Below are 26,594 nucleotides of genomic sequence, written 5' to 3' on the forward strand. Positions count from 1 at the left end.
CTACAGTAGGTCCTGCGCCCGCACGTAGCGCGAGCGGTGATGCACGACGAACCCCATCGACTCGTAAAGCGTACGGGCCGCGGTGTTCTCAGTGACCACCTGCACATAGGCGCGGGTCGCGCCACGCTCGTGCGCCCACGTCAGCATGCCCTCGCACAGCGTTCGTGCCAGACCCCTCCGCCTGGCGCTCTCGTCGACGCGCACGGCTGACAGGCCCGCCCAGCGGGTGCCGTCCGGCGCCTCGGTGACTGCGACGCGTCCCACGGCAGCGCCGTCGAGTTCGCCGAATCCGACCTCCCCGTCGATCACTGCCGTCAACACGTCCACCGGTACGTCGCGCTGATACACGCGCAGCCACGAGTCATCCGGGGTGGGGGACACCGGCACGGTCCGGGAGGGCGCGACATCCGTTGCCATGACCACGTTTTCGGCGTCGGTGGGAACGCCCTGGGGTATCCGGAACAGGCGGTCGGGGGCGGAGATCAGTGCCGGCAGGTCCCGCCGGGCGTACCAGTCGATGGCCTCTGTGATCTCAGCGAACGATGAATACTGCAGCGGCACTGCGGAATTGGCCCTTCGGGTGGCTCCGCGGCCGGACCGCAGCAACCAGCCGTGGTGCCACTCGTGGTCGACTCCCGGCCATCCCAGTGCGGCAGCGTGCTCCAGGTTGCGGATCTCGCCGGTACGCACCGGCATCTCGGGTACGACCCGCACGGCCAGCACGTCCCCGCGGTCCACGTCGACGACGTCGCCGTGGCGGGTGCGGATCCGCACCACGGCACCGGCGTCGACGATATGGCCGACGACGTCGGTCATCGGCCGCTCGGCATCCGTCGGCAGTCGGTAGCGCAGGCTGACCCGAGACCCGATCTCAGGTAGCTCGATCACGGGTCAGTGACCGAACGGATCGGGATCCTCGCCGGGCATCCACGTCAGCCCCGGAACGCCCCAGCCGTGCGACTTGACGGCCCTCTTCGCGGCCCGCGCGTTGCGGCCGATCAGAGAGTCCAGGTACAGGAAGCCGTCGAGATGACCGGTCTCGTGCTGCAGCATCCGCGCGAACAGGTCGGTGCCCTCGATGGTGATCGGGGTGCCGTCGGCGTCGAGGCCGGTGACGCGCGCCCAGTCGGCACGGCCGGTCGGGAACGACTCGCCGGGCACCGACAGGCAGCCCTCGTCATCGTCCTCGGGGTCGGGCATGGTCTCGGGAACCTCGGAGGTCTCCAGCACCGGATTGACGACGACGCCGCGACGCCGGACCGTCTTCTTGCGCGCATCGGCACAGTCGTAGACGAAGACCCGCTTGTTGACCCCGATCTGGTTGGCCGCCAATCCGACTCCGTGGGCGGCGTCCATCGTGTCGTAGAGATCGGTGATCAGATCGGCCAGGTCGGCGGGCAGCGAACCGTCCGGCCCGACGGGAATCGGTTCGGTCGCGGTGTGCAGGACGGGATCTCCGACGATGCAGATCGGTCTGACGGCCATGCCGAAAGCTTAGGGGGCGGGCTCGGCGCGGTTGTTTTGACCGCCGACTCGCGGCGATTGTTGGCTGTGCGCGTGACACAACCGTGATTGAATACTCGCCGAAACCACATGTATGTCATTTCGATCTCCGGAAGGGTCCAAGAAGCGATATGGACGGCGCCATCGCGCGGGCTGAGCGTTCTGGGGACGACAGCGAGCCCACCGACGGTCTGACCCGTCGCGAGCACGACATCTTGGCCTTCGAGCGGCAGTGGTGGAAATACGCCGGCTCCAAGGAAGACGCCATCAAGGAACTGTTCTCCATGTCGGCGACGCGCTACTACCAGGTGCTCAACGCGCTGGTGGACCGGCCGGAGGCGCTGGCCGCCGATCCGATGCTGGTGAAGCGGTTGCGCAGGCTGCGGGCCAGCCGGCAGAAGGCCCGGGCCGCACGCCGACTCGGATTCGACGTCACTTAGGTCACCGGGCAGCACGCCGGCCCGCGATACAGTAGGCGCCGATGAACCAGCGAGAATCCTCGGGACTACCCCTACGTGCCATCGTCATGGTGTTGCTGTTCCTCGGCGTGGTCTTCCTGCTCGTGGGTTTCCAGGCGCTGAGCGGATCCGACGACGACCAGTCGTCCACGGCCTCCACCACCGTGGTCACCACGACCACGACCACGTCGGCCGCGCCCGAACCGGCCAGGCCGGAAGTGCGCGTCTTCAACATCTCCGAGACCCCCGGTGCCGGCGAATCCACCGCCACCCGCCTGCGCGACGACGAGTGGAACGTCACCGAGGTCGGCAACCTGACGGTGCCCGACGTCACGGTCACGACCGTGTACTTCGGTGAGACCGAGGGCGAACAGGAGGCGGCCGAAGAGGTGGGCCGGCTCCTGGAGGCGCCCGTCGCACCGCGAGTGCCCGCGCTCATAGAGCAGCCACCGGGCGTAGTGGTACTCGTCACCGGCTAGGCTCTTGCACATGCTGAGGTCCGTCGCTGCCGCCACGTTGTTCGCAGTGCCCGCACTCGCGCTGAGTGCGTGCTCCCCTCCCGGTGAAGTGCCGTCGGATTCGCCCGGCACCACACCGTCGGTGTGGACCGGATCCCCGTCGCCGTCCGCGGAAGCGGGCGAGCACGGAGCCGGACACGGCGGCGGATCGGGCCAGGCCTCCGGGGAGACCCTGACCGCCGAGCTCAATCTCGCCGACGGCACCACGGTCGCCAACGCCGAGATCGTGTTCTCCGACGGATACGCGACCGTCACGGTCGAAACCACCGGCGAGGGCGATCTGACGCCGGGATTCCACGGCATGCACATCCACCAGGTGGGCAAGTGCGAGCCCAACTCCGTGGCGCCCACGGGCGGTGCGCCCGGTAACTTCAATTCCGCCGGCGGCCACCTTCAGGTCGGGGGCAACACCGGCCATCCGGCCAGCGGCGATCTGACGTCGCTGCAGGTGCGCGAGGACGGTTCGGCCAAGGTGGTGACGACGACCGACGCGTTCACCGCCGAGGATCTCACCGGCGACGCCGGCACCGCGATCATCATCCACGAGAAGGCCGACAACTTCGCCAACATCCCGCCGGAGCGCTACCAGCAGGTCGACGGTGCACCGCCACCGGATCAGACCACCCTGGCGACCGGCGACGCCGGAGCGCGGGTGGCCTGCGGTGTCATCAGCGGTTCCTGACCAAAGACCGGACAGCCGTATCGATTTCAACGGATCGGTACGACCGACACTGGGCGTCGAGTGGGAGTTCGCACTCGTCGACGCCCAGACGCGGGACCTGAGCAACGAGGCTGCGTCGGTGATCGCCGAGATCGGTGAGAACCCGCGGGTGCACAAGGAACTACTGCGCAACACCGTCGAGGTCGTGACGGGCATCTGTGACAACTCCGGCCAGGCGATGGACGACCTCGCGTCCACGCTGCGCCCGGTCCGCGAGATCGTGCGGGAACGCGGCATGGAGTTGTTCTGCGCCGGCACCCACCCGTTCGCGGACTGGTCGGCGCAGAAGCTCACCGACGCACCGCGATACGCCGAGCTGATCAAGCGGACCCAGTGGTGGGGCAGGCAGATGACGATCTGGGGTGTCCACGTGCACGTCGGGGTGTCCTCGGCGCACAAGGTCATGCCGATCATCACCTCGCTGCTCCACCAATACCCGCACCTGCTGGCACTGTCGGCGTCGTCGCCCTTCTGGGACGGCGAGGACACCGGCTACGCCAGCAACCGGGCGATGATGTTCCAGCAGTTGCCGACCGCGGGCCTGCCGTTCCACTTCCAGGAATGGCGGGAATGGGAGCGTTTCGTCAGCGACCAGAAGAAGACCGGGATCATCGACCACATGAACGAGATCCGCTGGGACATCAGGCCGTCCCCGCATCTCGGCACGATCGAGGTCCGCATCTTCGACGGGGTGTCCAACCTGCACGAGCTCTCGGCTCTGGTCGCGCTGACGCACTGCCTGATCGTCGACCTGGACCGCCGGATCGAGGCCGGTGAGTCGCTGCCGGTGATGCCGCCGTGGCATGTGCAGGAGAACAAGTGGCGCGCAGCGCGTTACGGTCTCGACGCGATCATCATCCTCGACGCGGACAGCAACGAGCGGCTGGTGACCGAGGACCTCGACGATCTCCTGGAGCGCCTGCAGCCGGTGGCCAGGAAGCTCGACTGCGTCGACGAGCTCGCGAGGGTGCCCGACATCTACCACAACGGCGCCTCCTACCAACGGCAGCGGCGCGTCGCCGAGGAACACGACGGCGATCTGCGGGCGGTGGTCGACGCCCTGGTCTCGGAGTTGGTGCTCTGAGCTGATGCCGACGCTGCCGATGTTCCCGCTCGAAGTGGCGATGCTGCCCGGAGAAGAGCTGCCGCTGCGCATCTTCGAGCCCAGGTACTCGGCACTGGTTCAGGCATGTCTGGCCGCCGTGGATCCGGTGTTCGGTGTGGTGCTGATCGCGGCGGGCCGCGAGGTCGGCGGCGGTGACGCGCGCAGCGATGTCGGTGCGCTCGCACGCATCACCGAGCACTCCGACATGGGTGCGGGCCGTTACCGGCTCAAATGTGCGATGGCCGAACGGATCCGGGTGCTGGAGTGGCTGCCCGACGATCCCTATCCCCGTGCGGTGATGCAGGAGTGGCCCGACGAGCCGGGCGGCCCCGTCGACTTCGCCGCGATCCGCGACATCGAGGACCGGATGGTCGGCCTGTTCGAGCGGATCGCGACCGCGCGCGGAGCCCAGGTGAACGCCCGCGACATCGTGCACGGCGCGGACGACTCGGGTGACCCGGCACAGTGGTTGTACGCGTTGACCGCTCGCCTCCCGATGGGTCAGGCCGACCGGTACGCGATCCTGGCGGCTCCGTCGGTCGCCGATCGGGTGGCCGCGCTGTCCGAGGCGGTCGACACCGTCATCGCGATGGTGGAGTTCCAGCTCTCGGAGTGATCAGTCGGTCGCGAACTGCGCGGTGACCAGTCGTGCCAGCGCGCGACCGTCGGTGAGCTCGCCCCGGTCCTCGGGGTGCTTCCAGTAGTGGCGCACCATCCAGTACACCGCCGGACCGGCGTCACCGTAGCGGTCGGCGTTCGACACGACGATCGGCTTCGCGTCCGGGATGGTCAGGACGATCGGGTTGTGTGCCCGGCTGGCGGCGACGTCGGCGATGTCGGTGATCTGATCCCATGTGGCCGAACGGGTTCCGAGAAGTGTGGCGTGTTCGATCCCGGCCGGCGTCAACCGTAGGCGTCCGGGTTCGCGGGACCTGACCAGACCGCTGAGCCCGAGCAGCGAGAGCCCCAGCAGAGCGGCCATCAGGGAGCGGAAGACCACGCCTCCGCTGAACAACACCCGGACGGACTCGCGGGCCGAGAACATCACGTACAGAGACGAACCCAACACGGCGCCGACGAGCGCGATCCCGTAGAGGACCGCGATCGCGGGATTGACCCGAAGGGTCGTCGCCGAATCAACCGACTCGCGGTAGCGGGCGGCGGAGACGGTGAAGGTCTCTCGCGCCACCGACGTTGCGGCCTGCACCACGCAGTAGACCGTCCCGACGACGAACACCACGACGCCGAACCACGTCGACGGGGTGAGGTTCCGGCGCCAGTTCGGTGTCAGAAGATGCCCTGGAAACTCTGCGCCAGCGCCGCGTCGGTCACCGTGTAGTCGTTGCCGGCACCCCGGACCGCGTCGCCCATCAGTGCCACGCCGGCGGCGATGGCCTCGACCTGTCCGCTCACGTGCGAGCCGACGAGACGGGCCGCCCACTGCGTCGTGGACCCGGGCATCCCGTCGGCAGCCGTTGACACGGCGGTAGCGGCCTGAGTCTCCCCGATCTCCGTCGACGTCGAGTTCACCTGACCGGCGAAGGCGCGCAGGACCTCGGGATCGACCCTCAACGACATGGGATCTGACGTTACCGCAGTCCAAAGATGGCCCGGCGCACCAATTCTCTAGAGCTTGCGGCCTTCCACGAACACGCCGGACGGTGCACCGGTGGCGTCGCGGTGGTAGCGCGCCATCACATCAGGCGCATCCGTCGAGCCCATCTCCCAGTGCCGCGCACACAGCCAGCAGACCACGTCGGGTCCGTCGGCATCCACGTCCATCGCGATCCTGCTGCCGCGTGCGCTGTAGAGGTCGATGCGCTCGAGAAGGTTGTCCTGTTCCGCCTCGGGCCGGTCTGCGTACAGGCCCTCGGCGGCCCACGCGGTCGGTTCGCTGTGCGAGAACCCCGCCGCCGTCAGCGCGCGCGGCCAGTCGTCACCGAGATCGACGGGGACCGGCACGTAGGTGGCCGTCGGTGTCACACCGGCACGGGTCAGCGTCTGCTGTTTGAAGGCAAGCGTCCGGGGGCGGTCCACCTCGAAGATGACGGTGTCGTTGAGCCACGGCAACCGCCACGCACGGGTGTCGAGGCCGGGGGACAGCAGGACGATCTGCGCCAGGCCCGCGGCGCTCGCGGCGAGGAAGAAGTCGTCGAACCACTTGGTCCGCGCCGCGACATAGTCGGGGACCGCCAGTGCCGCCTGGTCGGGTTCCATCGGGCCCGCGGCGTCGACCAGCATCTGGGAGTACCGATCGGTGAACAACGGTTGATCGCTGGAGGTTTCGCGCACGCGCGCGACCGCAGTGCCCAGCGCGAGCGCGTCGATCCCGGTGTCAGGTGCGCCGGGACTGTCCAGAATCGTCATGCTCGCCGGATTCCCGTTCGGCCGCGAATTCATGCATTTCGTCCCTGGTCAGCAGATCGTCCCGGATGTTCTGCTCACGGTAGGCGAGCTGGCCCACCCGGTTCGCGATCACCGGCGCGGTGATGATGGTGAACATCCCGGTCAGGATCAACATGCCGACGTCGAGGTTGCCGCGCAGCCGGATCGCCGCACCGGCCAGCACCAGCAGCAGACCGAGCACCTGTGGCTTGGTCGCGGCGTGCATGCGGGACAGGGTGTCGGGGAACCGGACGACGCCGATCGCGGCGGTCAGGGCCAGCGCCGAACCGCCGAGGATCAGGACCGAGGCGATGATGTCGGAGACGGTCATCGCGCAGTCCCCTTGTCCGCCGGATCGGCGACGTCGGGGACGCGGAACCTCGCGACGCTGACCGATCCGACGAACGTGATCAGTGCCAGCGCGGTGAGGCTGTAGGTGACGGTGGTGTCGAGGCTGAAGGCCGCCCAGGTGCCGATGGCGCACATCGTCACCGCGACCAGCGTGTCGAGGGCGACCAGTCGGTCCAGGGTGGTCGGGCCCAGCAGCATGCGGAACATGGTCACCAGCGCGGCCAGCGACAGCATCGCGCCGGCGGCGATCCAGACGTACATCATGCGGGGTCCACCTCCTTGTCCTCCGACGGCCGCCAGTCGGTTTCACGCTCGAACGACGCCACCAGCAGCTTCTGCAGTTTGTCGATCTGGTGATAGAAGCGGTTGACGGTCCGCTCGGACCCGACGTCGAGGACGTGGACGTAGATCATCCGGCGGGACTGGTCGATCTCGAGGACGATGTTGCCGGGTGTCAGGTTCAGGATGTTGACCGCCAGCGCCAGCACCAGATCGGACTTCAGATGCAGGTGCGCCCGGAGCACCGCGGTGAGCGGAGGCGGTCCGGGTTTGACCGCCAGCGCGGCCACCTGAAACGACGACACCACGAGCCATCCGGCGACCGTGGCGATCAGTCGCAGCACCGACAGCGGATGGAACCGTCCCTCCACTGGGACCGGCGGCAGCGGAAGCAGCAGCGTGATCACCAGCGCGACCGCCAGTCCGGAGAGGATGTTGGCCGCAGAGATGTTGCCCCACAACAGGACCCACACCAGGACAAGCCAGCACACGATCCACACCCGCAGAATGGGCTGCCTCATGGCTGCCCCCCGAGGACCGCGCCGATGTACTGACTGCGATCCAACACCTCGGCGGCGGCCCGGTCGCTGTAGGCGATGATCGGCCCGGCCAGCACCGTCAGCGCGAGGCCGACGACGATCAGCGCACCGGTCGGTGCGAGCATGCCGACCGGCATCCTGCCGACGTCGTCGCGGTCGGAGTGTTCGATGTCCATGGTCTCGTCGGTGTTGTCGAGCAGCGCCGTCGGGGCGGGACCCGACAGGTGACCTTCCGGGGCGTCCTTGCGGGCCCGCCAGAACGCCTTCGTCCAGACGCGGGCGACCACGTAGAGCGTCAGCAGGCTGGTGATCACGCTGCCCGCGACCAGGATCCACGCGAGCACCGATCCGGATTCGGCGCCGGCCTCCAGCAGCGCCACCTTCCCGATGAAGCCTGAGAACGGCGGAATCCCACCGAGATTGAGTGCGGGGACCACGAACACGAACGCCAACAGGGGGCTGGCGGCGGCGAGTCCGCCGAGCCGCTCCAACGTCGAGGCGCCGGCCTGGCGCTCGATGAGCCCGACGACGAGGAACAGGGTCGTCTGCACGAGGATGTGGTGTGCGACGTAGTAGATCGCCCCGGCCATGCCCAGCTGCGTCGACAGCGCGATACCGAACACCATGTAGCCGATGTGGCTGACCAGCGTGAAGGACAACAGACGCTTGATGTCGCTCTGGGCGATCGCGCCGAAGATGCCGATGACCATCGTCAGCAGACCGGCCACCAGCAGGATGCGGTCCATCCCGCCGCCGGGGAACAGCAGGGAGTGGGCCCGGATGATCGCGTACACACCGACCTTGGTCAGCAGGCCCGCGAACACCGCGGTGACCGGGGCGGGCGCGGTCGGGTAGGAGTCGGGCAGCCAGGCCGACAGCGGGAACACCGCGGCCTTGATGCCGAACGCGACCAGCAGCACGGCGAACAGCGCCATCCGCGTGCCCTCGGGGACGTCGTCGAGGCGCACCGCGATCTCGGCGAGGTTCAGCGTGCCGGTCGTCGCGTACACCAGCGCGATGCCGAACAGGAACACCAGCGACGAGACCATCGACACCATCACGTAGGAGATGCCGGCGCGGACGCGTTCCTTGCTCGCGCCGATGGTCAACAGCACGAAGCTCGCGGTCAGCAGCACCTCGAAGCCGACGAACAGGTTGAACAGGTCGCCGGCCAGGAACGCCATGAACACGCCCGCCGACAGCACGAGATAGGTCGGCAGGAAGATCGACACCGGTTGGCGTTCGTCGCCGTCGCGGATGCCCTGACCGATGGCGTAGAACACGACCGCGAGCAACACGATCGACGACACCACCAGCATCAGCGCCGAGAGCCGGTCCACCACCAGCGTCACACCCAGCGGACCCAGACCGTCCTCGGTCGGGCCCCAGCCACCGACCTGCAGCGCGATCGTGCCGTCGCGGTCGGCCAGATAGAGCAGAGCGGCCGACACCGCGACGACCGCCGACAACCCGGACACCACGATCGCGCGCTGCAGGCGCGGGCGTCGTCCGGCGATGAGCGTTGCGGCCGCCCCGAGCATCGGGATCAGGACCGGCAGCGGGGTGAGGACTGACGCGAGATGTGCCCCGATCATCGCGACCCCTCGTAGCCGGGAAGCGCGTCGAGCTCGTCGGGCAGGTCGGTGTCGCGGGACGCGTCCGGCATCAGGCGCTCCTCGATGTCGTCGTCCTCCTTGCCGGACAGCTGGGAGACCCTGATGTCCTCGGGGTCGTTGCTGACTTCCTCGATCGTGTTGATGCGGTACGACCGGTAGGTCAGGGCCAGCACGAACGCGGCGACGCCCATCGTGATCACGATCGCGGTCAGGATCATCGCCTGCGCCAGCGGGTCCGCCGTCGCGGTCTCGGTGCCGCTGGTGCGGCCGCGCACGGGCGGGTTGCCCGACGGTCCGCCCGCATTGAGGATCAGCAGGTTGATCGCGTTGCTGATGAGCAGCAGACCCAGCAGCATGCGGGTCAGGTTGCGCTCGAGCAGCAGGTACACCCCGGCGCTGGCGAGGACGCCGATCAGGATCAGCGGTATCAGGAACGTGGTCATCGCTGCCTCACCGTCCGGTCGGTCTGCCGGCGTTGTTCGCTCAGCTCGACATCGATGCGCGCGCCCAGGCTGCGCAGCACGTCGAGAACCAGACCGACGACGATCAGATACACCCCCAGGTCGAAGAAGAGCGCGGTCACGAACTTGACGCTGCCCAGCACGGGCACGTCGAACTCGATCACCGCCGAGGACAGGGCCGGGGCGCCGAGCAACAGGGAGGCCACAGCGGTCCCGGCGGACAGCGCCAGGCCGGCGCCGAGGATCTTGCCCGCGTCCAGCGGCAGCGTCTCGCCGAGCTCGTAGCGGCCGCCGGCGAGATAGCGCAGCACCAGGGCCAGGCCGGCCATCAGGCCACCGGCGAACCCGCCGCCGGGAACGTTGTGGCCGGCGAAGAAGAAGTACGCCGAGAGCACCATCATCACCGGGAAGATCAGCCGGGTGGCAACCTCCAGGACCAGCGACCGGTGCCGGGGGTCGCGCAGTTCGCTGCCGCGCAGCCAGGTGATCTCGCCGGCGGCGGGGCTGATGTTGTAGGACGACGGCAGCAGGCCGATGTCGGGCTGGCCGGCGTCCGAGACCCTCGGCGCGGCACCGAAACGACGACTGCGGAACACCATCGACGCGACGCCGGTGGCGGCGACGAGCAGCACCGAGATCTCACCCATCGTGTCCCACGCGCGGATGTCGACGAGCAGCACGTTGACGGTGTTCGAGCCGTGGCCGAGCACATACGCCGCTTCGGGCAGCAGGTCGGCGATGGGCCGGCCGGTGCGGGCCGCCATGGCGTACGCCGCGAGCGTGGTGACCGCGGCGCCGACGGCCAGGGCGAGCGCGGCCCTCGGCAGGCGGTACCGGGTGTTCTCCTCGCGGCTGGTCTCCGCGGGCAGCGTGCGCAACACGAGCACGAACGCGACCAGCGTCAGGGTCTCGACGAGGAACTGGGTCAGTGCGAGGTCCGGCGCACCGTGGAACGCGAAGATCGCTCCGCAGCCGTATCCGGTGACTCCGACCATCAGGACCGCCGCGAGGCGATTGCGCATCACCACCGCCGCGATCGCGGCGGCGACCATCAGCAGCCCGACGATGACCTGCGGCGGAGAATCCCACAGCGCGAACTCCGGCCGGTCGCGGGCGCCGAACGCCAGCACGCCCAGGGGCAGCAGCACCAGGGTGATCAGGATGAACGACTGCGTCTGGGGCAACGATCCGCGTTGGGTCAGCGCGGTCAGCCGCACCGACAGGATGTCGGCGCCACGGATCACCGCGTCGTAGGTGCGGTCGGCGTTGCCCAGCGGCACGTACGGCAGCCGGGCCCGCCGCAGCCGGCCGCGTCCGACGTACACCGCGACACCGGCGAGCAGAACCAGCGCCGACAGGATCAGCGGCAGGTTCACCCCGTGCCACAGCGCGAGGTAGTAGTCGCCGTCGTAGCCTTGCGGGTCGGGGACCGTGTCGCTGTAGTTGCTCAGGACGGTGTCGAGCGGCTTGGGCCACAGGCCGAACACCAGGCCCGCCGCGGCCAGGATCGCCGGCGGGATCAGGAAGCCGAGCTCCGGGCGGTGCATCTCCTCGACGCGGGTGCTCGGGTGGGGCAGACCTTTCCGGCCGAACGCGCCGAACACGAACCGCAGGCTGTAGACCGTGGTCAGGACCGAACCCAGGACGATGCCGGCCAGCACGAACGGCGACGCGGCACCCAGGTAGGGGCTGTGCAGCACGGTCTCGAAATCGGCCTCCTTGGCGATGAAGCCGAAGAACGGCGGCAGCGCCGCCATGGAGGCGGCGGCCGCGCACCCGATGATCAGCAGCGGCTTGGACCGGTCACCCAACCAGGCCAGCCTGCGGATGTCACGGGTGCCGGTGGCGTGGTCGATGATGCCGACGACCATGAACAGCGCGGCCTTGAACATCGCGTGCGCGCACAGCATCGCCAGGCCGGCGAGCATCATCTCGCTGCCGCCGACACCGACCATGATCGTGATGAAGCCGAGCTGGCTGACGGTGCCGAACGCCAGGATCAGCTTCAGGTCGTACTCGCGGATCGCCCGCCACCCGGCGAGCAGCATGGTGAGCAGGCCCAGGCCGACGACCGTCGGGCGCCACTCGGGGCTGTCGGCGAAGCCGGGGGTCATCCGGGCGATCAGATACACGCCGGCCTTCACCATCGCGGCCGCGTGCAGGTAGGCGCTGACGGGTGTCGGCGCGGCCATCGCGCCCGGCAGCCAGAAGTGCAGCGGCACGATGGCCGATTTCGACAGCGCGCCGATGAGGATCAGCACGAGCGCCACCGACGCGGCGACCCCGGTCGGCGGGTTGGCGATCAGCTCCGACAGCAGGAAGGTGTCCGCGATGTTGCCGATCACCACGATGCCGACCAGCATCGCGAGGCCGCCGAACGTCGTCACCAGCAGCGCCTGCATCGCGGCCCGCCGCGTCGTGGCGCGTTCGGCGTAGTGCCCCACCAACAGGAACGACAGGACGGTCGTGATCTCCCAGAACACGTACAGAACCAGCATGTTGTCGCTGGTGACCAGGCCGAACATGGCCCCGGAGAACGCGACGAGCTCGGCGGCGAAGCTGGGCAGGCGCTTCTCGATCCGGCCGTCGTGGTGGCGGAAGTAGTCGGCGCAGTAGAAGAGGACGAGCGCGCCGATCGCCAGCACCAGCACGCTCATGATCGCGGCAAGCGCGTCGAACCGCAGCGTGATGTCCATCGACAGGCCGGGCACCCACGGGACGTCGACGTTGCGCGACTGACCCTTGGCGGGCCAGTTCAGCACCACCCAGACGAGTGATCCCAGCGGCACCAGCGCGAGTGGATAGAACGCCAAACGGCCCCACCGGTACACCAGCAGAGGTGCCAGAAGGGCGGCGGCTGCGTGGGCAGCGAGGATGGCGAGCATGGCTCCGTCTCGTCGTGGGCGGCACGCTGTCGGGCGGGCTTACCGTCGGGCAGGTGGACATGGGGTGTCAGCCGTACTGACTTTGGAGTCACTCCAGTCTACGGGTGCCCTGCACCATCGCTCTGATGCGCTCCTCGACTCCCGATGCGAACACGAACAGGAGCTCGTCGCCCGCCCGGAGCGCCTCGTCGGGACCCGGAACGATCAGATGGATTCCCCGCATCAGCGTCACCAGGGCGCTGTCGGTGGGCATCTCCAGGTCGCGCACCCGCCGCCCGACCAGCGGGCCGCCGTCGGGAAGCGTGAACTTCGCGACGTTGGTGGCCTTCTGTCCGAGGTCGCCGCGCGAGTCCCGCCCGAGGGCCATCAGCCGGACGAGGTGACCGACGTCGATGGCCCCCTCGACCGCGGCGACCAGGGCCAGCGGGGTCGACACCGCGACGTCGATACCCCACGCCTCGGTGAAGAGCCATTCGTTGCGGGCGTCGTTGATGCGCGCGACCACCCGGTCGATGCCGAACTCCGTCTTGGCCAGCAGCGCCATCGCGAGGTTGGCCTTGTCGTCTCCGGTGGCCGCGATCGCGACGTCGCAGATCTGCATCTCGGCCTCTTCCAGTGACGCGATCTCGCAGGCGTCGGCCCACAACCATTCGGCGCCGGGGACGGTCGCCGGCTGATACCGGTCGAACTCCTTCTCGATGAGCAGGACCTTGTGGCCGTAGTCGACCAGCTCCTGGGCGACCGATCGACCGACGGCACCGGCGCCGGCTACTGCGATCCGCATCGAGCTCCCGTCACTGATTTACTCACTCGGGTGACCCTGCACCAGTTGTACGTCGCGCTGTTCCTCGGCGGTCTCGTACTGCTGGCGAGCATCGCCGCGACACGGCTGGCGACAGGGGTCGGTCTGCCCAGCCTATTGCTGTTCCTCGGCGTGGGCGTGCTGGTCGGTGAGGGCGGCCTGGGCCTGCAGTTCGACAACGCGCAACTGGGGCAGGATCTGGGCACCGCGGCGCTGGCGGTCATCCTCGTCGAAGGCGGTCTCACCACACGCTTCAGCGACATCCGCAAAGTCCTCGCACCGGCGGCGGTGCTGGCCACCCTCGGTGTCGCGGTGAGCACGGTGGTGACGGCGGCCGCGGTGCACTGGCTGCTCGGCATGAACTGGCAGCTGGCCCTGCTGCTGGGTGCGGTCATCTCCAGTACCGATGCGGCCGCGGTGTTCTCGGTGCTGCGGGTGGTCCCGCTCCCGCGCCGCTTGAGCGGCCTGCTCGAAGCCGAATCGGGCTTCAACGACGCTCCCGCGGTGATCCTGGTGATGCTGTTCAGCGTCGTCCCGATGGAGCTGAACGCGGTCGACATCGTCGGAACCCTCGTCTACGAGCTGGGGATCGGCACAGTGCTCGGCCTCGGGTTCGGGGTGCTGGGCGCGATGACGTTGCGGCGCATCGCGCTGCCGGCCGCGGGCCTCTATCCGCTGGCGACGTTCGGTCTGGGCATGCTCGCGTTCGCCGCCGCCGGAACGGCGCACGGCAGTGGATTCCTGGCGGCCTACCTGGCCAGCGTGGTGCTCGCCAACTCCGGCCTGCCCCACCGGTCGGCGACGCGGTCGTTCGCCGAGGGCGCGGGCTGGCTGGCGCAGATCGGGGTGTTCGTGATCCTCGGTCTGCTGGTGTCCCCGGACCAGCTGCTCGACGAGGTGGTGCCGGCCATCGTCGCCGGGCTGGCGCTACTGCTGCTTGCCCGCCCGATCTCGGTCTTTCTGTCGCTCATCGGTTTTCGGGTGCCGTGGCGGGAGAAGATGTTCCTGTCGTGGGCCGGTCTGCGCGGCGCGGTGCCCATCGTGCTGTGCACCTACCCGATCGTGGCCGGGGTGCCCGACAGCTGGCGGCTGCTGCACATCGTCTTCATCCTCGTGGTGCTCTACACCGCGATCCAGGGCCCGAGTCTGCGCCGGGTCGCCGAGTGGCTGAACCTGATCCCGCGCGACACCACCCGCGAGATCCAGGTCGACGCGGCGCCGCTGGACGTGCTCGGCGCGGAACTGCTGACGATGACGGTGCTGCCGGGATCGCGGCTGCACAACGTCACCGTGCTCGAGCTGCGGCTGCCGGATCCGAGCGTCATCACGCTGATCATCCGCGACGGGCAGTCCTTCGTCCCGCAACCGGTGACCCGTCTGCAGATCGGTGACGAGCTGCTGATCGTGACGACGTCGGTGACGCGGGATCAGGCCGAGCGCCGGCTGCGGGCGGTGAGCCGGCGCGGGAAGCTCGCGTACTGGTTCGACGAGTACGGCGACCCGGCCTAGTGGTGGGACCGGTGGCCGGTGAACCCCGGGCACGGCGGCATCGCCAGACGGATGGGTAATGCGTGGACCAGGACGCCGATGCCCGCGCCGAGGATCGGCCAGACCGGCCAGAAGTACCAGCCGCCCGAGCCCAGTCCGACGGCCAGCCAGACGGTCAGGACGATGACGACCATCGCGGCGTAGCCCGCGAGGTGGACATGGATGCCGCGGCGGGCGGCCGCGGTCCTGGCCGCCTGCCGGCGGGGATCGTTGCGGCGGAGATCGGCCACCGGCAGGTCGGCGGTGAGTTGGCGCAGGTCCGGTGTGGTGTACGCGTCGTACACCGCCAGCAGACGGGATTCGTACTCGGTCATGTCCAGGTAGCCCTGCGCGAGTGCCTGGCCGAGAACGTCCGCGGTGGCCTCGCGCTCCCGGTCACCGGTACGCAGTGTCGGTGAGGTCATGAGTCCTCCAAGTCTTGACAGTGACAAGTTCGACGATGGCACTCAAACTAGTCACTGTCAAGATAAAACTGGCGCAGCGCGTGGAGGCGGTCGACGGCGCGGCCCGTGGTGAGTTCCACCCGCTCCTGAGGATGCTGCCAGTAGTGGCGGACCAGCTCGATCAGTGCGGTGCCCTCGGGGGTGTAGATGCCGGGGGATTCGAGGACGCACCGGGACTCGTCCCTCATCGTCAGCACCATCGGCGGCCAGAACCGTGTGTGACCGTCACGCGCCTCGGTCCCGATCCCGACGACGTCATCCCACCTGCCGTGGTGTGTGCCCACGAGCGCGGGGAAACGAAAGCCCTCGGGGGTCAACTGCACGTAGCTGATGCCACGCCGCCGGTAGCCCCACCACCACCACGTCAACCCCACTGCCGCTCCGAGGCACGCGAGCGGAATGATCACGAAGGACTCGGGGAACGTGGAGAAGATCGGGATGTAGAGGTTTCCGTAGGGAACCGACACGACCAGCGCGGCCCAACACAGGGCCGCACCCGTGCCGGTCATCCGTCGTACTGCCGTGTCGATGCGTGCGTCGGGCTTCAACACGGTGCCCTCGGGGGTGAACTCGACCCGGGGCGACGTGCTGGTCGACGCCAGCACCACGCGGATGGAGACGGGCCAGGTGACGGACGCGACCAGGGCGATGGCCACAGTGGCCCAATAGCCCTCGCGCGCAGCAAAATACGCCCAACCCCAGCACATGGCCACGACGACGAGCGTGACGGCTATGCCAGTCCTTCTCAGTACCTTGTTCATGAGATCAGCGCGGAGGCATCTGCCGGTCGACGGCGTCGGCGTTCTGCTGCTCGGTGTGGGAGTACTCGGTCGCCGACGAGCCCAGCTTGGCGCTCAGATCGGTGGAGATGAGATGCATCTTCTCGGCGGCGCTGCGACGCGCGAGTTCGGCCGACTTCAACGCCGCTGCGGTGGAGGTGCACACCACACCGTGGGTCTTGAACACGTCGCCGGCCGATCCGTCGGGCGCGGACCTCGCCGAGTCGATCGTCGCGGCGACATTCTGCTGTATTCCGGCGGTGCCCCGGATGGACTCGGAGACGCGCAGCGGTGCGGGTGTGCCCGACTGCGCCCCGGACAGCCCGCCGGGCATCTGCGCGCTCTCGTCCACGACGCCGTAGTGCGATCCGATCTGGCGGATCCGGTCGGCGTTGTCGGCACTGTGCGAGACCATCTCCGTGACCCGTTGCATCGCGAACGGCACGGTCGCGGCGACGGCCGCGAGCTCGATGGCCATCGCGGCAGCCGCGCCGCCCGGAGGGATGAGCTTCGCAGTGATGGCGGCGGGAATGGCTGCGGCCAGCATTACCTGACGCGTGGAGACGAAATCGCGGGTGTCCTGCACCTGCCCGGCCTCCTCGGCCAGGACTTCCTGGATCTGCCCGTCGAACGTGGCCATGCTGCCGGCCCGTTGCTGCTGCTCGGTGTTGCGCAGACCGTAGGCATCGCTGGCGTCACCTTGCCAGTCCGGAGGCGGAACCGCTTGTTGCAGTTCATCATTGGCTTCGGAGAACTGTCGGGCGCCGTCGGTGAAACGCTCGCCGTCTTCGGGCCGGCCGAATCCGAGGGTGTTGGACGCCGCGGTCAGCGTCATCAGACCGGCGTTGATGATCGGCGTCGCCACCGAGGTCGCCAGCCCGGTCGCACCCATGGTCGACCCTCCGACAGCCGCCAGGGACTGCATCAGGATCGCCGCGTCGGTGGCGATCGCGGCCGAGCCCAGCGCGGGGTCCGAACTCATCATGTTGGCGTGATCGGCCACGCCGTAGAAGTAATTGGCGTCCACCCACAGCTTCCCCAAAGCCATGAATTCGACCCTATCAACGGGCGGAAAGGGTCAGATGCACCAATTCATCGGCCCTCGTGCGCATAGCGCGCACTGAGTTCCTCCAGCGCGGCATCGGCCTGAGCGGGGGTCGCGAACGGCATATTCGACGACACGAACTCGCGTGCCTCGGTGCGGTCGACGCCCTGGGCCACGAACATCTCGACGACCGTCACATGCATCACGGCGGTGGCGCGCTTGGCCGCGACCTCGGCCAGTTCGGTGATGGCGGCGGCGAGTTCGGACTCGGTCCACCGGGTGACCGCCGGGGTCAGGGCGACCCGGGCGATCGACCCGTCCAGATTGGCCGTGATCGTGATGGTTCCGGACGGATTCGTCACCTGGACGACGGGGATCTCGGGACCGGGGTCCTCCTCGGGGGCGACCAGGGCATCGAGGTCGCTGCCGGCGTCCTCCCAGTCGTCTCCGGGGTCGATCAGCGGCATCCCTCTTTCCTACCGCACCGCGGGCAGGGCCGGATACACGATTTCAGCGGGTGTCGGCGAACTGCCGCAGCGACTCCACCTGCGCCGGATCCAGCGACGGGCGCACCGTCTCGCGTGCCCGGGCCACGTCGTCGGCGGTGACGTCGGCGGCGTCGATGCTGCGGCGCATCGCGGTCAACGCCGCTTCCCGCAGCAGCGCCACACAGTCGGCGGCGCTGTAGCCGTCGAGATCGGCGGCGAGCACCTCCAGGTCGACATCAGCCGCCAGCGGCACCGATTTACCTGCGGTGCGCAGGATCTGGGTGCGGGCCTCGGCGTCCGGCGGCTCCACGAATACCAGCTTCTCCAGCCGGCCCGGGCGCAGCAGCGCCGGGTCGATCAGATCGGGCCGGTTGGTCGCGCCCAGCACCACGACGTCGCGCAGCGGGTCGATGCCGTCGAGTTCGGTCAGCATGGCCGCCACCACGCGGTCGGTGACCCCGGAGTCGAAACTCTGGCCGCGGCGCGGCGCGAGCGCGTCGATCTCATCGAGGAACACCAGTGACGGCGCCGAGTCCCGGGCGCGCTGGAACAGCTCGCGTACGGCCTTCTCCGAAGAACCGACCCATTTGTCCATCAGCTCAGCACCTTTGACGGCGTGCACGCTGAGGCGGCCCGAGCTGGCGAGCGCGCGCACCACGAACGTCTTGCCGCACCCGGGCGGACCGTAGAGCAGTACGCCCCGGGGCGGCTCGACGCCCAGCCGCTGGAAGGTCTCCGGATGCTGCAACGGCCACAGCACCGCCTCGGTGAGCGCCTGTTTGGTCTCGGCCATGTCACCGACGTCGTCGAGGGTGACCGCACCGACGGACACCTCCTCGGTGGCAGACCGCGACAGCGGGCGGATCACTCCGAGGGCGCCGACGAGATCCTCCTGGCGCAACGCCGGTGGCTCACCGTTCTCGCTGGCGCGGGCGGCCGCCCGCAGCGCGGCCTCGCGCACCAGCGCGGCCAGGTCGGCGACGACGAATCCCGGTGTGCGGTCGGCGATCTCACCGATCTCCAGGTTGGCGGAGGGGACGTCGCGCAGCAACACCTCGAGAAGCTGCTTGCGGACAGCGCCGTCGGGCAGGCTGAGACCGAGTTCGCGGTCGCACAGATCGGGTGCCCGCAGCCGGGGGTCGACGTTGTCGGGGACCGCCGACGTCGCGACGAACACGACGCCGCCGGCGACGGCCGACCGCAGCTCGGTCAGGATCAGCGTGGCGACCGGGTCGGGCGGGACGGGCAGCAGCGCGTCGATGTCGGTGACCAGCAGCACGCCTCCACCGTCGCGTGCGGAGGCGGCAGCAGAGGAGACCGCTGCGAGACGGTCGTCGGCGCGCAGCGAACCGACCTCGGGACCGTCGAGTTCGATCAGCCGTCGCTCGGCACACACAGTGCGCACCAGCGTGGCTTTCCCGACGCCGGCCGGACCGGACACCAGAACGCCGAGATTCGCGGTGGCGCCGAGCTTTTCGAGCAGCTCGGGTTGATCGAGGGCGAGCTTGAGCCACTCGGTGAGCCGACTGGCCTGCGCGTGCGCGCCCTTCAGGTCGTCGAAACCGACGGCCTGCGTCCGGGGTCGCTCCGTCCGGACAGGAGCACCGGACACCTCGGACGTCCCGTTGGCCGCCTCGGACGTCCCGGAAGCTTCTGACGCCCCTGAAGCCCAGCACACCAGCGAATTCGGTTGCACGCTCACCGGTCCGATCGGGTCGGCGGCGGTGACCGTCAGCAGCTCGGAGGTCCAGGTGATGCCGACCGAGGAAGCGAGCGCGGCACTGGCCGTCGACGTCGACGTGCCGGGCCCGAGATCGCGGGGCAGCAACGAGACCGTGTCCCCGACGGTCATCACCTTGCCCAGCAGGGCCTGCCGCAGAGTGGCGGGGGTGATGGACCGGCTGGCCAGGCGCGAACCGCACCACGGTATTGCCGCGGCTGTGCTGCCCCGGGTCATGACCCTGCCCCTTGCGCTTGGATTGGTCACCGCCGTGGCTTTGGCGCTGGGCTGGTGGGGCGCCGCGGTCGGCACATCCATGCGTGGCCCGCCGCCGGCGGCCCGGGCTGTGCTCTGGGGTCGTGATCGGCTCACCCGGTTCTGTATCACACGCTGCTGAGTGGGCGGCGCATGACCTGTCCGCATTGAGCGGACTCGGGTCGATGTCTGCTGCCCACCATCCATAGCCGCGTCCTCTTCAGCGCTGCGGCTCCGACGCAGAAGCGTGGAAACCCCATGAACCATGTCCTATCCGTACACACGCCCGACCTGTCCGCCTCACGTCGCCGCGCCGTCGGCCGGTATCACCGCCGGCCTGCCACGCTGGTCGGCCGCACTCCAGTGCTGTGGATCGGTGCTCCGTTCAGCTCTGAAGAGCGGGGCTTTTGGGCCAAACTCGAGGGCTTCAACCCCGGCGGGATGAAGGACCGCCCGGCCATGCACATGGTGGAGCGTGCCCTCGCCCGTGGCGATCTGCAGCCGGGTGGCCGGATCGTCGAATCCACCAGCGGCACACTCGGGCTGGGGCTTACGCTGGCGGGCACCGTATACGGGCATCCGGTGACGCTGGTCGCTGATCCCGGTATGGAACCGATTGTTCAACGAATGCTTTCGGCATACGGTGGGCAGGTGGATCTGGTGACCGAGCCACACCCGCGGGGCGGTTGGCAGCAGGCTCGGCGCGATCGGGTGGCCGAGATTTTGGCCGGTGATCCGACCGCCTGGTATCCGGATCAGTACAACAATCCCGACAATGTCGACGCGTATCGGGGCTTAGCGCTGGAGTTGCAGAATCAGCTGGGGTCCATCGACGTCTTGGTGTGCTCCGTGGGCACCGGCGGGCATTCAGCCGGCGTGGCGCGAGTGTTGCGCGAGTTCAATCCCGACTTGCAGCTGATCGGCGTGGACACCGTTGGTTCGACGATTTTTGGCCAGCCGGCAAGCACGCGGCTGATGCGCGGCCTGGGCTCGAGCATCTACCCCCGCAATGTGGATTACCGCGCATTCCACGAGGTGCACTGGGTGGCGCCCGCGGAGGCGGTGTGGGCGTGCCGAACCTTGGCCGCCACCCACTACGCCAGCGGCGGGTGGAGTGTGGGGGCGGTCGCGCTGGTGGCCGGTTGGGCGGCGCGCACCTACCCGCAGGGTACAAGGATCGCCGCGGTGTTTCCCGACGGCCCGCAACGCTACTTCGACACCGTCTACAACGACGACTACTGCCGGGCACACGGAATCCTGGCAGGCCCCCCGGGTGCAGAGCCCGCGGTCGTCGCGGAGCCCACAGAGTGCGTCGTCCAGTCGTGGACGCGGTGCGCGCGGGTGGTTGACCCCGTGGCGGTGGCGCGGTGAGGGCAGTGGCCGCACAGTTCAGGAGTTTTGGTTGGCCGAGCCGGCTGCTGATGATCAACCAGTTCGGCATCAACCTGGGCTTCTACATGCTGATGCCCTACTTGGCGGGATATCTGGCCGGCCCGTTGGGGCTCGCAGCATGGGCGGTCGGTCTCGTGCTGGGCGTGCGTAATTTCTCACAGCAGGGCATGTTCATCATCGGAGGCACACTCGCTGACCGGTTGGGCTACAAACCGCTGATCGTAGCGGGATGCCTACTGCGTACCGCAGGGTTCGGGTTGCTGGTCGTGGCCGAGTCACTGCCGATGGTGTTAATCGCCTCGGCGGCCACGGGCTTCGCCGGAGCATTGTTCAACCCGGCGGTACGCGCTTACCTGGCAGCCGATTCCGGTGATCGGCGCGTCGAAGCGTTCGCAGTGTTCAACATCTTCTACCAGGCGGGCATTCTGGCCGGCCCGCTGGCGGGACTGGCACTGATGGCGCTCGACTTCCGCGTCACCGCGGCAGCGGCGGCGACAGTGTTCGCGCTACTGACCGTTGCCCAACTGTTCGCCCTTCCCCAGCACAGCGCCACACTCAACGCCGAGAAGGCGTCCGTACTCGATGACTGGCGCGCCGTGGTGGCCAACCGATCCTTTCTGCTGTTCGCAGCGGCCATGACCGGCTCCTACGTGTTGTCCTTCCAGGTATATCTCGCACTGCCGCTGCACGCAGCGATTCTGGCGCCAGACGCCGAAACGCTCTTGGTTGCAGCGGTGTTCGCGATTTCCGGAGTGATCGCCGTGGGCGGACAACTGCGCATCACTCGCGTGTTCGGTGCACGATGGGGCGCGGGACGCTCACTAATCATTGGAACACTCATCTTGGCGGTCGCGTTCGTGCCGCTGGCCGTCGTTCCCGATAGCGGCCGGTTCGGCCTGGCGGCCTCCGCAATCGCCTTGCTCTCTGCCGCTGCACTGCTCGCAGTCGGATCAGCAGCGGTATTTCCCTTCGAAATGGACACCGTGGTATCACTCGCCCACAACCGGTTGGTCGCAACACATTACGGCTTCTACAACACCATCATCGGTGTCGGCATACTCGCCGGCAACTTGGGTACCGGCGCACTGATGCAAGCCGCACGCGATGCCGGAGCACCAGAGCTGATCTGGGCAGCGCTGAGCCTAATTGGCGGGCTGACGGCATCAGCGCTCTTCTACCTCAATCGCAGCGGGCGACTGCAGCCGGCGCCGGTCAAAGCCGCCATGGATCCGGATCGGCTGCCCTAGCTGGACCATCGTCCTGTGCAGTGACTGCCCGGCCGTCGCGGTGCCAGCCCGTGCGCGAACTTCCGGATCGCGGCCATCGGCTTCTCTCGAAAAGTTGAAAGTAGCTGTTTCAAACGCGTTCTCATCGTTATCCAACCGTGCCCGCAAGACCGGTATGACTGTCAGTGTTTGAGGTAACGTTGACTAGTAACTACTGATCTACTACGTACTAGACCAGGGCGATGAATGGCTGGTCCAGCGGCGAATTGGGAGTGGACATGGCTACATTGGCAAAGACGGTGACGATAGTCGCCGGTATCACCACCGCGGCCGTGTTGGTCGCCGCGCCGGCACCTGCTGCCCCAACGGGCCCTGGCTCTGCGCAGGATACGGTGAAAAGCCTTGAGGACAGCGGATATACGGTCATCGTGAGCAAGACCGGATCCGCGCCTCTTACGAAGTGCGCCGTGAGCTCGATTCGACCAGGACGCGACGTCACCGAGATGCGCAGGAACATGCGCGACCGCACCGTGGAGCGGGTGGTGTACAAGACCATCTACGTCGACGTCACCTGCTAAGGGAGGCGGCGATGCGGCGCGGTGGCTAGCGGCCGATCGACCGGTGCCGCAAGGGCGTCGTGGCGATGATCCCTAAACACCAACGCAAGGCATATATGACGTTCGAGCACGGGGTCCAACCGTGTGGCGGGGACGTTCGTCGCGGACGGTTGGAAGCTACTATACGTAGTAAGTACGTAGACTACATTGTGGCGCACGCCGCGGTTGAAAGACGAAGGTGGTGAAGGTTAGTTGCGATGGCTCCTAACCACGGCAGCCGTGGTGGCTGCTCTCGTGGCGCCGTCGGCGGGCACCCCAGCCGCCGAAGCTGCGGCCACCGAGGCTATCGGCGTGATTCGCGTCCTTCCGGGCCCCGGTGAGGTGGTCGGGGTCGCCCACCCAGTGGTGGTGGAGTTCATTGCGCCCGTCGTCAATAGGGAGGCCGCCGAACGCACGGTTGCAATCACCACCTCGCAGTCGACGACCGGTGAATTCACATGGCTCGACGATGCAACGTTGGAGTGGAAACCGACCGGCTATTGGCCGGCCCACGATGAGATCGAAGTGCGGGCAGGCGGGTTGAAGACCGAGTTCAGCACCGGTGCTGCGGTGGTCGGTATCGCGGACATCGATGCACACACATTCACCGTCGAAGTCGACGGCGAGGTGGTCCGTGAAATGCCGGCGTCGCTCGGCAAGCCCGGTTTCGAGACACCTGTCGGTGACTTCACGGTGTTGGAGAAGCAGCGCAACGTCGTGTTCGACTCACGCACCATCGGTATCCCCCTTGACGACCCGGAGGGCTACCTTATCGACGGCGAATTCGGCGTGCGCGTGACATGGGGAGGTGTCTACGTGCACTCGGCCCCCTGGTCGGTCGACGCGCAGGGATCGGCCAATGTCAGCCACGGCTGCATCAACCTCAGCCCGGAAAACGCCGAGTGGTATTTCGACATGGTGCGAGTAGGGGATCCCGTCACCGTTCAGGCGTAGCGGGTCGCGCCGATCCAGCATGCGGTTGGTGCCGTTTCGGCGACAGCGGCCACCCCTGCGCATTTCTGTGCGCCCTGCCTCAGCGTCTGTTGAATCGCGCGTATGCCATGGTGGCCGGTAAGCTCTTCGTCGAACAGTGGAGGTTCAACGGTGCGGGTGCGCGGCTTCGGCGAGTTGGAAGCGGTCATCATGGAACGCGTGTGGGACTACGGACCTGATGCGTCGATGACGGTACGGGAAATTTTTGAGCAACTGGCCGCCGAACGGCAAATCGCCTACACCACGGTAATGTCCACCATGGACAATCTGCATACCAAAGGCTGGCTGGCCCGCGAACGCGACGGTCGGGCCTATCGCTACTGGGCAACACTGTCGCGCGAGCAGCACACGGCACGGTTGATGCGCGATGCCCTCAAGGGCGGAGGGCGGTCAGACCTGGTGCTGAGCCACTTCATCGAGCAGATCGGTCCCCGGGAGTCCGAGCGGCTGCGCACGGCGTTGCGACGGCTGCCCAAGAAGCGGTCAGGTAAACGGTGAGCATCGCTGCGTGCCTGCTGCTCTACAGCTTCGTGGTGTGCGTGGTCGGCCCGCCGATTTTGCGTCGGCTCACCCGTGAAGGGCATGCTCCTCGCTACGGTGTGGCGGCATGGCTGACTGCCATCGGCAGTGTGCTTATCAGCTGGTTGATGGCCGCAGTGCTCATCGTCGGGGACCTTGTCACCGGCGGCGAACACCGCAACGGTGTGGTGGCGTCGTGTCTTGCCGTGTTGTGCGACGTGCTGACTGGGTATGCCGGTCGCATCCCGCAAGTACTGTTGCTCGCCGCTGCAGCCGCCGGTGTCATCGCCGCGTCGCTCGCCGGTGCCCGAATTGCCCGCGCTCTTGCTCGCCTGCGGGCAGGGGCGCTCGAGCACGCTGACGGGGTGCGGTTGGTGGGTCGGCCGGTCGGGCAGGACGTGTTCGTGATCGATGCTTCCGAGCGTGCCGCCTACTGCGTATCGGGTCGCCCACCGGTCATTGTGGTGACGACCGGTGCGCTGGCGGCCCTGGACGACGATCAACTGGGCGCCGTTCTCGCACACGAGCGCGCTCATCTGGCGGGGCGCCATCATCAAGTGATAGCCGCCCTACGCAGTCTCGCGGTGGTCTTCCCGAAACTCTCGCTGATGACACGGGGCGCCACTGAGGTTTCGCGGATACTGGAGATGTGTGCCGACGACGCGGCGGCCCGTCGATTCGGTCACCGCACGCTGCTTTCAGGATTGATGTCACTGGCCGGCGCAGCGCCGGCAGGATCATTGGGAGCGGCCGATGTGGCGGTGCTCAGCAGAGCCGAGCGCCTGGCGGTTCCCGCAACACCGCCGACGCAGATACGCGCCCGGGCAGCGTTGACTAGCGCATCGACGCTGATGGCCGGCGGACCGTTGCTTATTCTTGCGTTGATGGCATCGGGCACGCTGATGTGCGGTTAGCTCCAGGAATGTCGCGCAAGCATGAGACCAGAGGATCGGTGTGGCCGCCGACCGCGCGCTGGCCTGGTAGTAGGGCAAACCGCGTGGCCGGTGGCTGCTCCGGCGAACATGTGCGGCCCGTCCGACGCAGGCCCGCAACCGATTTTAGCTCTGTCAAGCGTTGTTCAGCCGACATCATCGCCAACTCGGATGCAGACAAGTTAGAACTCTGCGGAGTCCGACATTGTCCTACTAAGACGGCCAGTAGAAGATCACGGTATCCGACTCGACCGCCGGACACGCGACCGCGAACGGGCTGGCGACAGCGCCACCGGCCACACGGCGGCCCACAGAAGGAGTTGTGATCTCTCGCCCGGAGCACGGACATGCTGACCGACACCTCGAACGGCTCGGACACCACGGCCCCTCAGATACAGAGTCCTATCCTGAGCGAACACGACCCCCAGGCCGGACACGGCGAACACTTGGCCTACGTCGCTTAAGATAGCCCGGGCTCGGGCCATGACCGCCATGGCGGGCACGGGGACGTCCGGGGATGTGTTGCGCGGCAGGTTCTCTGGGGCAGCCTGATTTTGTCCGTACCGGTGGTGCTGTTCAGCCACATGGTCGCCGAACTGTTCGGCTACCTCGGATGGCGGGCAGCGTGGTGTCGCGTGGATCGCACCGAATCTGGGGCACGCTTATCCGTCTCCGGCGGTATGCCTTTATCTCACCGGCGGGTGGGCCCGAGCTGAAGTCCGTCGCCCGGGGATGATGCTGCTGATCGGTATCGCGTCAGCGTCGCGTTCATCGCGTCGGTGTGGTGCAGGCTAACTGGCGTATCGCGTCCCGGTATCCAAGCCGCCGGCGTTCGATGCAGGCCGATGCGGCGCGCGGGGTACTTGTCGACGGCACGCCCTTGCCCTACGCTTGGCCTACGGAGTTTCACCGTAGATGTGTGGGGTATGCGCCTGTCGTCCATGAGTTGTGGCTGTGCCGTCAGGCTGGCCGCGGTCACACGGATAGCCGCGTCTTGATGAAACCTCGCGGCACAACACCTGACAACAGTGATGG

The 26,594-nt window shown here is 67.7% G+C and carries 29 protein-coding genes and 1 pseudogene; 13 read left to right on the forward strand and 17 right to left on the reverse strand.

All coding sequences use genetic code 11. The features are described 5' to 3' along the window. Both DYE23_RS03065 and DYE23_RS03070 read right to left on the reverse strand, forming a co-directional pair. Positions 1-888 carry an N-acetylglutamate synthase, CG3035 family gene (locus tag DYE23_RS03065; protein WP_115326468.1) on the reverse strand — a complete coding sequence of 296 codons (888 nt, stop codon included), beginning with the start codon at positions 886-888 and terminating at the stop codon, positions 1-3. A 3-nt stretch (positions 889-891) separates the two neighbouring features. After that, positions 892-1,485: a peptide deformylase gene (locus DYE23_RS03070; RefSeq protein WP_011891177.1), complete on the reverse strand. Its 594-nt coding sequence runs from the start codon at positions 1,483-1,485 to the stop codon at positions 892-894. A 149-nt stretch (positions 1,486-1,634) separates the two neighbouring features. Here DYE23_RS03070 and napA point away from each other — a divergent pair, with 149 nt between their 5' ends. From napA to DYE23_RS03095, 5 genes are read left to right on the forward strand one after another with little or no spacing between them, the layout of a single operon-like run. Continuing rightward, positions 1,635-1,943 carry a nucleoid-associated protein NapA gene (gene napA, locus DYE23_RS03075; RefSeq protein WP_011891176.1) on the forward strand — a complete coding sequence of 103 codons (309 nt, stop codon included), beginning with the start codon at positions 1,635-1,637 and terminating at the stop codon, positions 1,941-1,943. Positions 1,944-1,984: 41 nt separating this feature from the next. Beyond that, positions 1,985-2,440: a LytR C-terminal domain-containing protein gene (locus tag DYE23_RS03080; RefSeq protein ID WP_011891175.1), complete on the forward strand. Its 456-nt coding sequence runs from the start codon at positions 1,985-1,987 to the stop codon at positions 2,438-2,440. 10 nt (positions 2,441-2,450) lie between these two features. Continuing rightward, complete coding sequence (sodC, locus tag DYE23_RS03085; protein ID WP_115326469.1) at positions 2,451-3,161, forward strand: superoxide dismutase[Cu-Zn]; 711 nt, start codon at positions 2,451-2,453, stop codon at positions 3,159-3,161. Further along, positions 3,142-4,284, forward strand: a complete 1,143-nt coding sequence (locus DYE23_RS03090) for a glutamate--cysteine ligase (protein ID WP_115326470.1) — start codon at positions 3,142-3,144, stop codon at positions 4,282-4,284. Before sodC ends, DYE23_RS03090 begins: the two co-directional genes overlap by 20 nt. A 4-nt stretch (positions 4,285-4,288) precedes the next feature. After that, complete coding sequence (locus DYE23_RS03095; protein ID WP_115326471.1) at positions 4,289-4,921, forward strand: LON peptidase substrate-binding domain-containing protein; 633 nt, start codon at positions 4,289-4,291, stop codon at positions 4,919-4,921. Here DYE23_RS03095 and DYE23_RS03100 read toward each other — a convergent pair whose 3' ends face one another. The 10 genes from DYE23_RS03100 to DYE23_RS03145 all read right to left on the reverse strand — a co-directional run bounded on the left by DYE23_RS03100 (position 4,922) and on the right by DYE23_RS03145 (position 13,605). Beyond that, entirely contained in the window at positions 4,922-5,545 is a 624-nt protein-coding gene (locus tag DYE23_RS03100; RefSeq protein ID WP_115326472.1) for a hypothetical protein, read from the reverse strand. A 47-nt stretch (positions 5,546-5,592) separates the two neighbouring features. Continuing rightward, complete coding sequence (locus DYE23_RS03105) at positions 5,593-5,883, reverse strand: type VII secretion target (RefSeq protein ID WP_115326473.1); 291 nt, start codon at positions 5,881-5,883, stop codon at positions 5,593-5,595. Between the two features lie 48 nt (positions 5,884-5,931). Then, positions 5,932-6,672 carry an SAM-dependent methyltransferase gene (locus tag DYE23_RS03110; protein WP_115326474.1) on the reverse strand — a complete coding sequence of 247 codons (741 nt, stop codon included), beginning with the start codon at positions 6,670-6,672 and terminating at the stop codon, positions 5,932-5,934. Continuing rightward, entirely contained in the window at positions 6,641-7,021 is a 381-nt protein-coding gene (mnhG, locus tag DYE23_RS03115) for a monovalent cation/H(+) antiporter subunit G (protein WP_115326475.1), read from the reverse strand. Before mnhG ends, DYE23_RS03110 begins: the two co-directional genes overlap by 32 nt. After that, complete coding sequence (locus DYE23_RS03120; protein WP_011891168.1) at positions 7,018-7,305, reverse strand: monovalent cation/H+ antiporter complex subunit F; 288 nt, start codon at positions 7,303-7,305, stop codon at positions 7,018-7,020. Before DYE23_RS03120 ends, mnhG begins: the two co-directional genes overlap by 4 nt. Then, positions 7,302-7,841: a Na+/H+ antiporter subunit E gene (locus DYE23_RS03125; protein ID WP_011891167.1), complete on the reverse strand. Its 540-nt coding sequence runs from the start codon at positions 7,839-7,841 to the stop codon at positions 7,302-7,304. Before DYE23_RS03125 ends, DYE23_RS03120 begins: the two co-directional genes overlap by 4 nt. Then, a complete protein-coding gene (locus DYE23_RS03130; protein ID WP_011891166.1) occupies positions 7,838-9,454 on the reverse strand; it encodes a Na+/H+ antiporter subunit D in 1,617 nt (538 codons plus the stop codon). The genes DYE23_RS03125 and DYE23_RS03130 overlap by 4 nt, the downstream gene beginning before the upstream one ends. Further along, positions 9,451-9,918: a Na(+)/H(+) antiporter subunit C gene (locus DYE23_RS03135; protein WP_011891165.1), complete on the reverse strand. Its 468-nt coding sequence runs from the start codon at positions 9,916-9,918 to the stop codon at positions 9,451-9,453. The genes DYE23_RS03130 and DYE23_RS03135 overlap by 4 nt, the downstream gene beginning before the upstream one ends. Continuing rightward, complete coding sequence (locus tag DYE23_RS03140) at positions 9,915-12,821, reverse strand: Na+/H+ antiporter subunit A (protein ID WP_115326476.1); 2,907 nt, start codon at positions 12,819-12,821, stop codon at positions 9,915-9,917. Before DYE23_RS03140 ends, DYE23_RS03135 begins: the two co-directional genes overlap by 4 nt. A gap of 88 nt (positions 12,822-12,909) precedes the next feature. Further along, the gene (locus DYE23_RS03145) at positions 12,910-13,605 is read right to left on the reverse strand and encodes a potassium channel family protein (RefSeq protein ID WP_115326477.1); all 696 of its coding nucleotides are present in this window, start codon (positions 13,603-13,605) and stop codon (positions 12,910-12,912) included. Between the two features lie 30 nt (positions 13,606-13,635). On the opposite strand from DYE23_RS03145, the gene DYE23_RS03150 reads away from it, so the two are divergent. Next, the gene (locus DYE23_RS03150; protein WP_115326478.1) at positions 13,636-15,132 is read left to right on the forward strand and encodes a potassium/proton antiporter; all 1,497 of its coding nucleotides are present in this window, start codon (positions 13,636-13,638) and stop codon (positions 15,130-15,132) included. On the opposite strand, the gene DYE23_RS03155 is transcribed toward DYE23_RS03150, so the two are convergent. From DYE23_RS03155 to DYE23_RS03175, 5 genes and pseudogenes are all read right to left on the reverse strand, one after another. After that, on the reverse strand, positions 15,129-15,575 hold the full coding sequence (locus DYE23_RS03155) for a DUF1707 domain-containing protein (RefSeq protein WP_011891161.1): 447 nt from the start codon (positions 15,573-15,575) through the stop codon (positions 15,129-15,131). The two genes, DYE23_RS03150 and DYE23_RS03155, sit on opposite strands and share 4 nt — an antisense overlap. A gap of 47 nt (positions 15,576-15,622) precedes the next feature. Next, entirely contained in the window at positions 15,623-16,375 is a 753-nt protein-coding gene (locus DYE23_RS03160) for a hypothetical protein (RefSeq protein ID WP_115326479.1), read from the reverse strand. Positions 16,376-16,379: 4 nt separating this feature from the next. After that, complete coding sequence (locus DYE23_RS03165; RefSeq protein WP_011891159.1) at positions 16,380-17,441, reverse strand: EspA/EspE family type VII secretion system effector; 1,062 nt, start codon at positions 17,439-17,441, stop codon at positions 16,380-16,382. Between the two features lie 44 nt (positions 17,442-17,485). Beyond that, positions 17,486-17,905, reverse strand: coding sequence for a hypothetical protein (locus DYE23_RS03170; RefSeq protein ID WP_011891158.1), 420 nt, complete (start codon positions 17,903-17,905; stop codon positions 17,486-17,488). Between the two features lie 43 nt (positions 17,906-17,948). Continuing rightward, positions 17,949-19,844 (reverse strand): annotated as a pseudogene (locus tag DYE23_RS03175) (AAA family ATPase); the annotation flags it as partial. A 37-nt stretch (positions 19,845-19,881) separates the two neighbouring features. Between DYE23_RS03175 and lpqS the strand changes: the two are divergent. The 7 genes from lpqS to DYE23_RS03205 all read left to right on the forward strand — a co-directional run bounded on the left by lpqS (position 19,882) and on the right by DYE23_RS03205 (position 25,541). Beyond that, complete coding sequence (lpqS, locus tag DYE23_RS32060) at positions 19,882-20,043, forward strand: putative copper homeostasis (lipo)protein LpqS (RefSeq protein WP_459076704.1); 162 nt, start codon at positions 19,882-19,884, stop codon at positions 20,041-20,043. A gap of 116 nt (positions 20,044-20,159) precedes the next feature. Further along, positions 20,160-21,272 carry a PLP-dependent cysteine synthase family protein gene (locus DYE23_RS03180; RefSeq protein WP_115326480.1) on the forward strand — a complete coding sequence of 371 codons (1,113 nt, stop codon included), beginning with the start codon at positions 20,160-20,162 and terminating at the stop codon, positions 21,270-21,272. 50 nt (positions 21,273-21,322) lie between these two features. After that, on the forward strand, positions 21,323-22,540 hold the full coding sequence (locus DYE23_RS03185) for an MFS transporter (RefSeq protein ID WP_115326481.1): 1,218 nt from the start codon (positions 21,323-21,325) through the stop codon (positions 22,538-22,540). Between the two features lie 257 nt (positions 22,541-22,797). Next, positions 22,798-23,097: a hypothetical protein gene (locus DYE23_RS03190; RefSeq protein ID WP_115328850.1), complete on the forward strand. Its 300-nt coding sequence runs from the start codon at positions 22,798-22,800 to the stop codon at positions 23,095-23,097. 273 nt (positions 23,098-23,370) lie between these two features. Continuing rightward, positions 23,371-24,069, forward strand: coding sequence for a L,D-transpeptidase (locus DYE23_RS03195; RefSeq protein ID WP_235660542.1), 699 nt, complete (start codon positions 23,371-23,373; stop codon positions 24,067-24,069). 150 nt (positions 24,070-24,219) lie between these two features. Next, complete coding sequence (locus tag DYE23_RS03200; RefSeq protein WP_115326483.1) at positions 24,220-24,606, forward strand: BlaI/MecI/CopY family transcriptional regulator; 387 nt, start codon at positions 24,220-24,222, stop codon at positions 24,604-24,606. Further along, positions 24,603-25,541 carry a M56 family metallopeptidase gene (locus DYE23_RS03205; RefSeq protein WP_115326484.1) on the forward strand — a complete coding sequence of 313 codons (939 nt, stop codon included), beginning with the start codon at positions 24,603-24,605 and terminating at the stop codon, positions 25,539-25,541. Before DYE23_RS03200 ends, DYE23_RS03205 begins: the two co-directional genes overlap by 4 nt. Positions 25,542-26,594: the final 1,053 nt, after the last annotated feature.

The organism is Mycolicibacterium gilvum (assembly GCF_900454025.1).
Lineage (GTDB): Bacteria > Actinomycetota > Actinomycetes > Mycobacteriales > Mycobacteriaceae > Mycobacterium > Mycobacterium gilvum.

What these genes read in the sequence shown, in the direction of transcription:
- DYE23_RS03070 (WP_011891177.1), bottom strand. Translation starts at nt 1,485, where the DNA reads ATGGCCGTCAGACCGATCTGCATCGTCGGAGATCCCGTCCTGCACACC.
- napA (WP_011891176.1), top strand. Translation starts at nt 1,635, where the DNA reads ATGGACGGCGCCATCGCGCGGGCTGAGCGTTCTGGGGACGACAGCGAG.
- DYE23_RS03080 (WP_011891175.1), top strand. Translation starts at nt 1,985, where the DNA reads ATGAACCAGCGAGAATCCTCGGGACTACCCCTACGTGCCATCGTCATG.
- sodC (WP_115326469.1), top strand. Translation starts at nt 2,451, where the DNA reads ATGCTGAGGTCCGTCGCTGCCGCCACGTTGTTCGCAGTGCCCGCACTC.
- DYE23_RS03095 (WP_115326471.1), top strand. Translation starts at nt 4,289, where the DNA reads ATGCCGACGCTGCCGATGTTCCCGCTCGAAGTGGCGATGCTGCCCGGA.
- DYE23_RS03105 (WP_115326473.1), bottom strand. Translation starts at nt 5,883, where the DNA reads ATGTCGTTGAGGGTCGATCCCGAGGTCCTGCGCGCCTTCGCCGGTCAG.
- DYE23_RS03110 (WP_115326474.1), bottom strand. Translation starts at nt 6,672, where the DNA reads ATGACGATTCTGGACAGTCCCGGCGCACCTGACACCGGGATCGACGCG.
- mnhG (WP_115326475.1), bottom strand. Translation starts at nt 7,021, where the DNA reads ATGACCGTCTCCGACATCATCGCCTCGGTCCTGATCCTCGGCGGTTCG.
- DYE23_RS03120 (WP_011891168.1), bottom strand. Translation starts at nt 7,305, where the DNA reads ATGATGTACGTCTGGATCGCCGCCGGCGCGATGCTGTCGCTGGCCGCG.
- DYE23_RS03125 (WP_011891167.1), bottom strand. Translation starts at nt 7,841, where the DNA reads ATGAGGCAGCCCATTCTGCGGGTGTGGATCGTGTGCTGGCTTGTCCTG.
- DYE23_RS03130 (WP_011891166.1), bottom strand. Translation starts at nt 9,454, where the DNA reads ATGATCGGGGCACATCTCGCGTCAGTCCTCACCCCGCTGCCGGTCCTG.
- DYE23_RS03135 (WP_011891165.1), bottom strand. Translation starts at nt 9,918, where the DNA reads ATGACCACGTTCCTGATACCGCTGATCCTGATCGGCGTCCTCGCCAGC.
- DYE23_RS03140 (WP_115326476.1), bottom strand. Translation starts at nt 12,821, where the DNA reads ATGCTCGCCATCCTCGCTGCCCACGCAGCCGCCGCCCTTCTGGCACCT.
- DYE23_RS03145 (WP_115326477.1), bottom strand. Translation starts at nt 13,605, where the DNA reads ATGCGGATCGCAGTAGCCGGCGCCGGTGCCGTCGGTCGATCGGTCGCC.
- DYE23_RS03155 (WP_011891161.1), bottom strand. Translation starts at nt 15,575, where the DNA reads ATGACCTCACCGACACTGCGTACCGGTGACCGGGAGCGCGAGGCCACC.
- DYE23_RS03160 (WP_115326479.1), bottom strand. Translation starts at nt 16,375, where the DNA reads ATGAACAAGGTACTGAGAAGGACTGGCATAGCCGTCACGCTCGTCGTC.
- DYE23_RS03165 (WP_011891159.1), bottom strand. Translation starts at nt 17,441, where the DNA reads ATGGCTTTGGGGAAGCTGTGGGTGGACGCCAATTACTTCTACGGCGTG.
- DYE23_RS03170 (WP_011891158.1), bottom strand. Translation starts at nt 17,905, where the DNA reads ATGCCGCTGATCGACCCCGGAGACGACTGGGAGGACGCCGGCAGCGAC.
- lpqS (WP_459076704.1), top strand. Translation starts at nt 19,882, where the DNA reads ATGACCCTGCCCCTTGCGCTTGGATTGGTCACCGCCGTGGCTTTGGCG.
- DYE23_RS03180 (WP_115326480.1), top strand. Translation starts at nt 20,160, where the DNA reads ATGAACCATGTCCTATCCGTACACACGCCCGACCTGTCCGCCTCACGT.
- DYE23_RS03185 (WP_115326481.1), top strand. Translation starts at nt 21,323, where the DNA reads ATGATCAACCAGTTCGGCATCAACCTGGGCTTCTACATGCTGATGCCC.
- DYE23_RS03190 (WP_115328850.1), top strand. Translation starts at nt 22,798, where the DNA reads ATGGCTACATTGGCAAAGACGGTGACGATAGTCGCCGGTATCACCACC.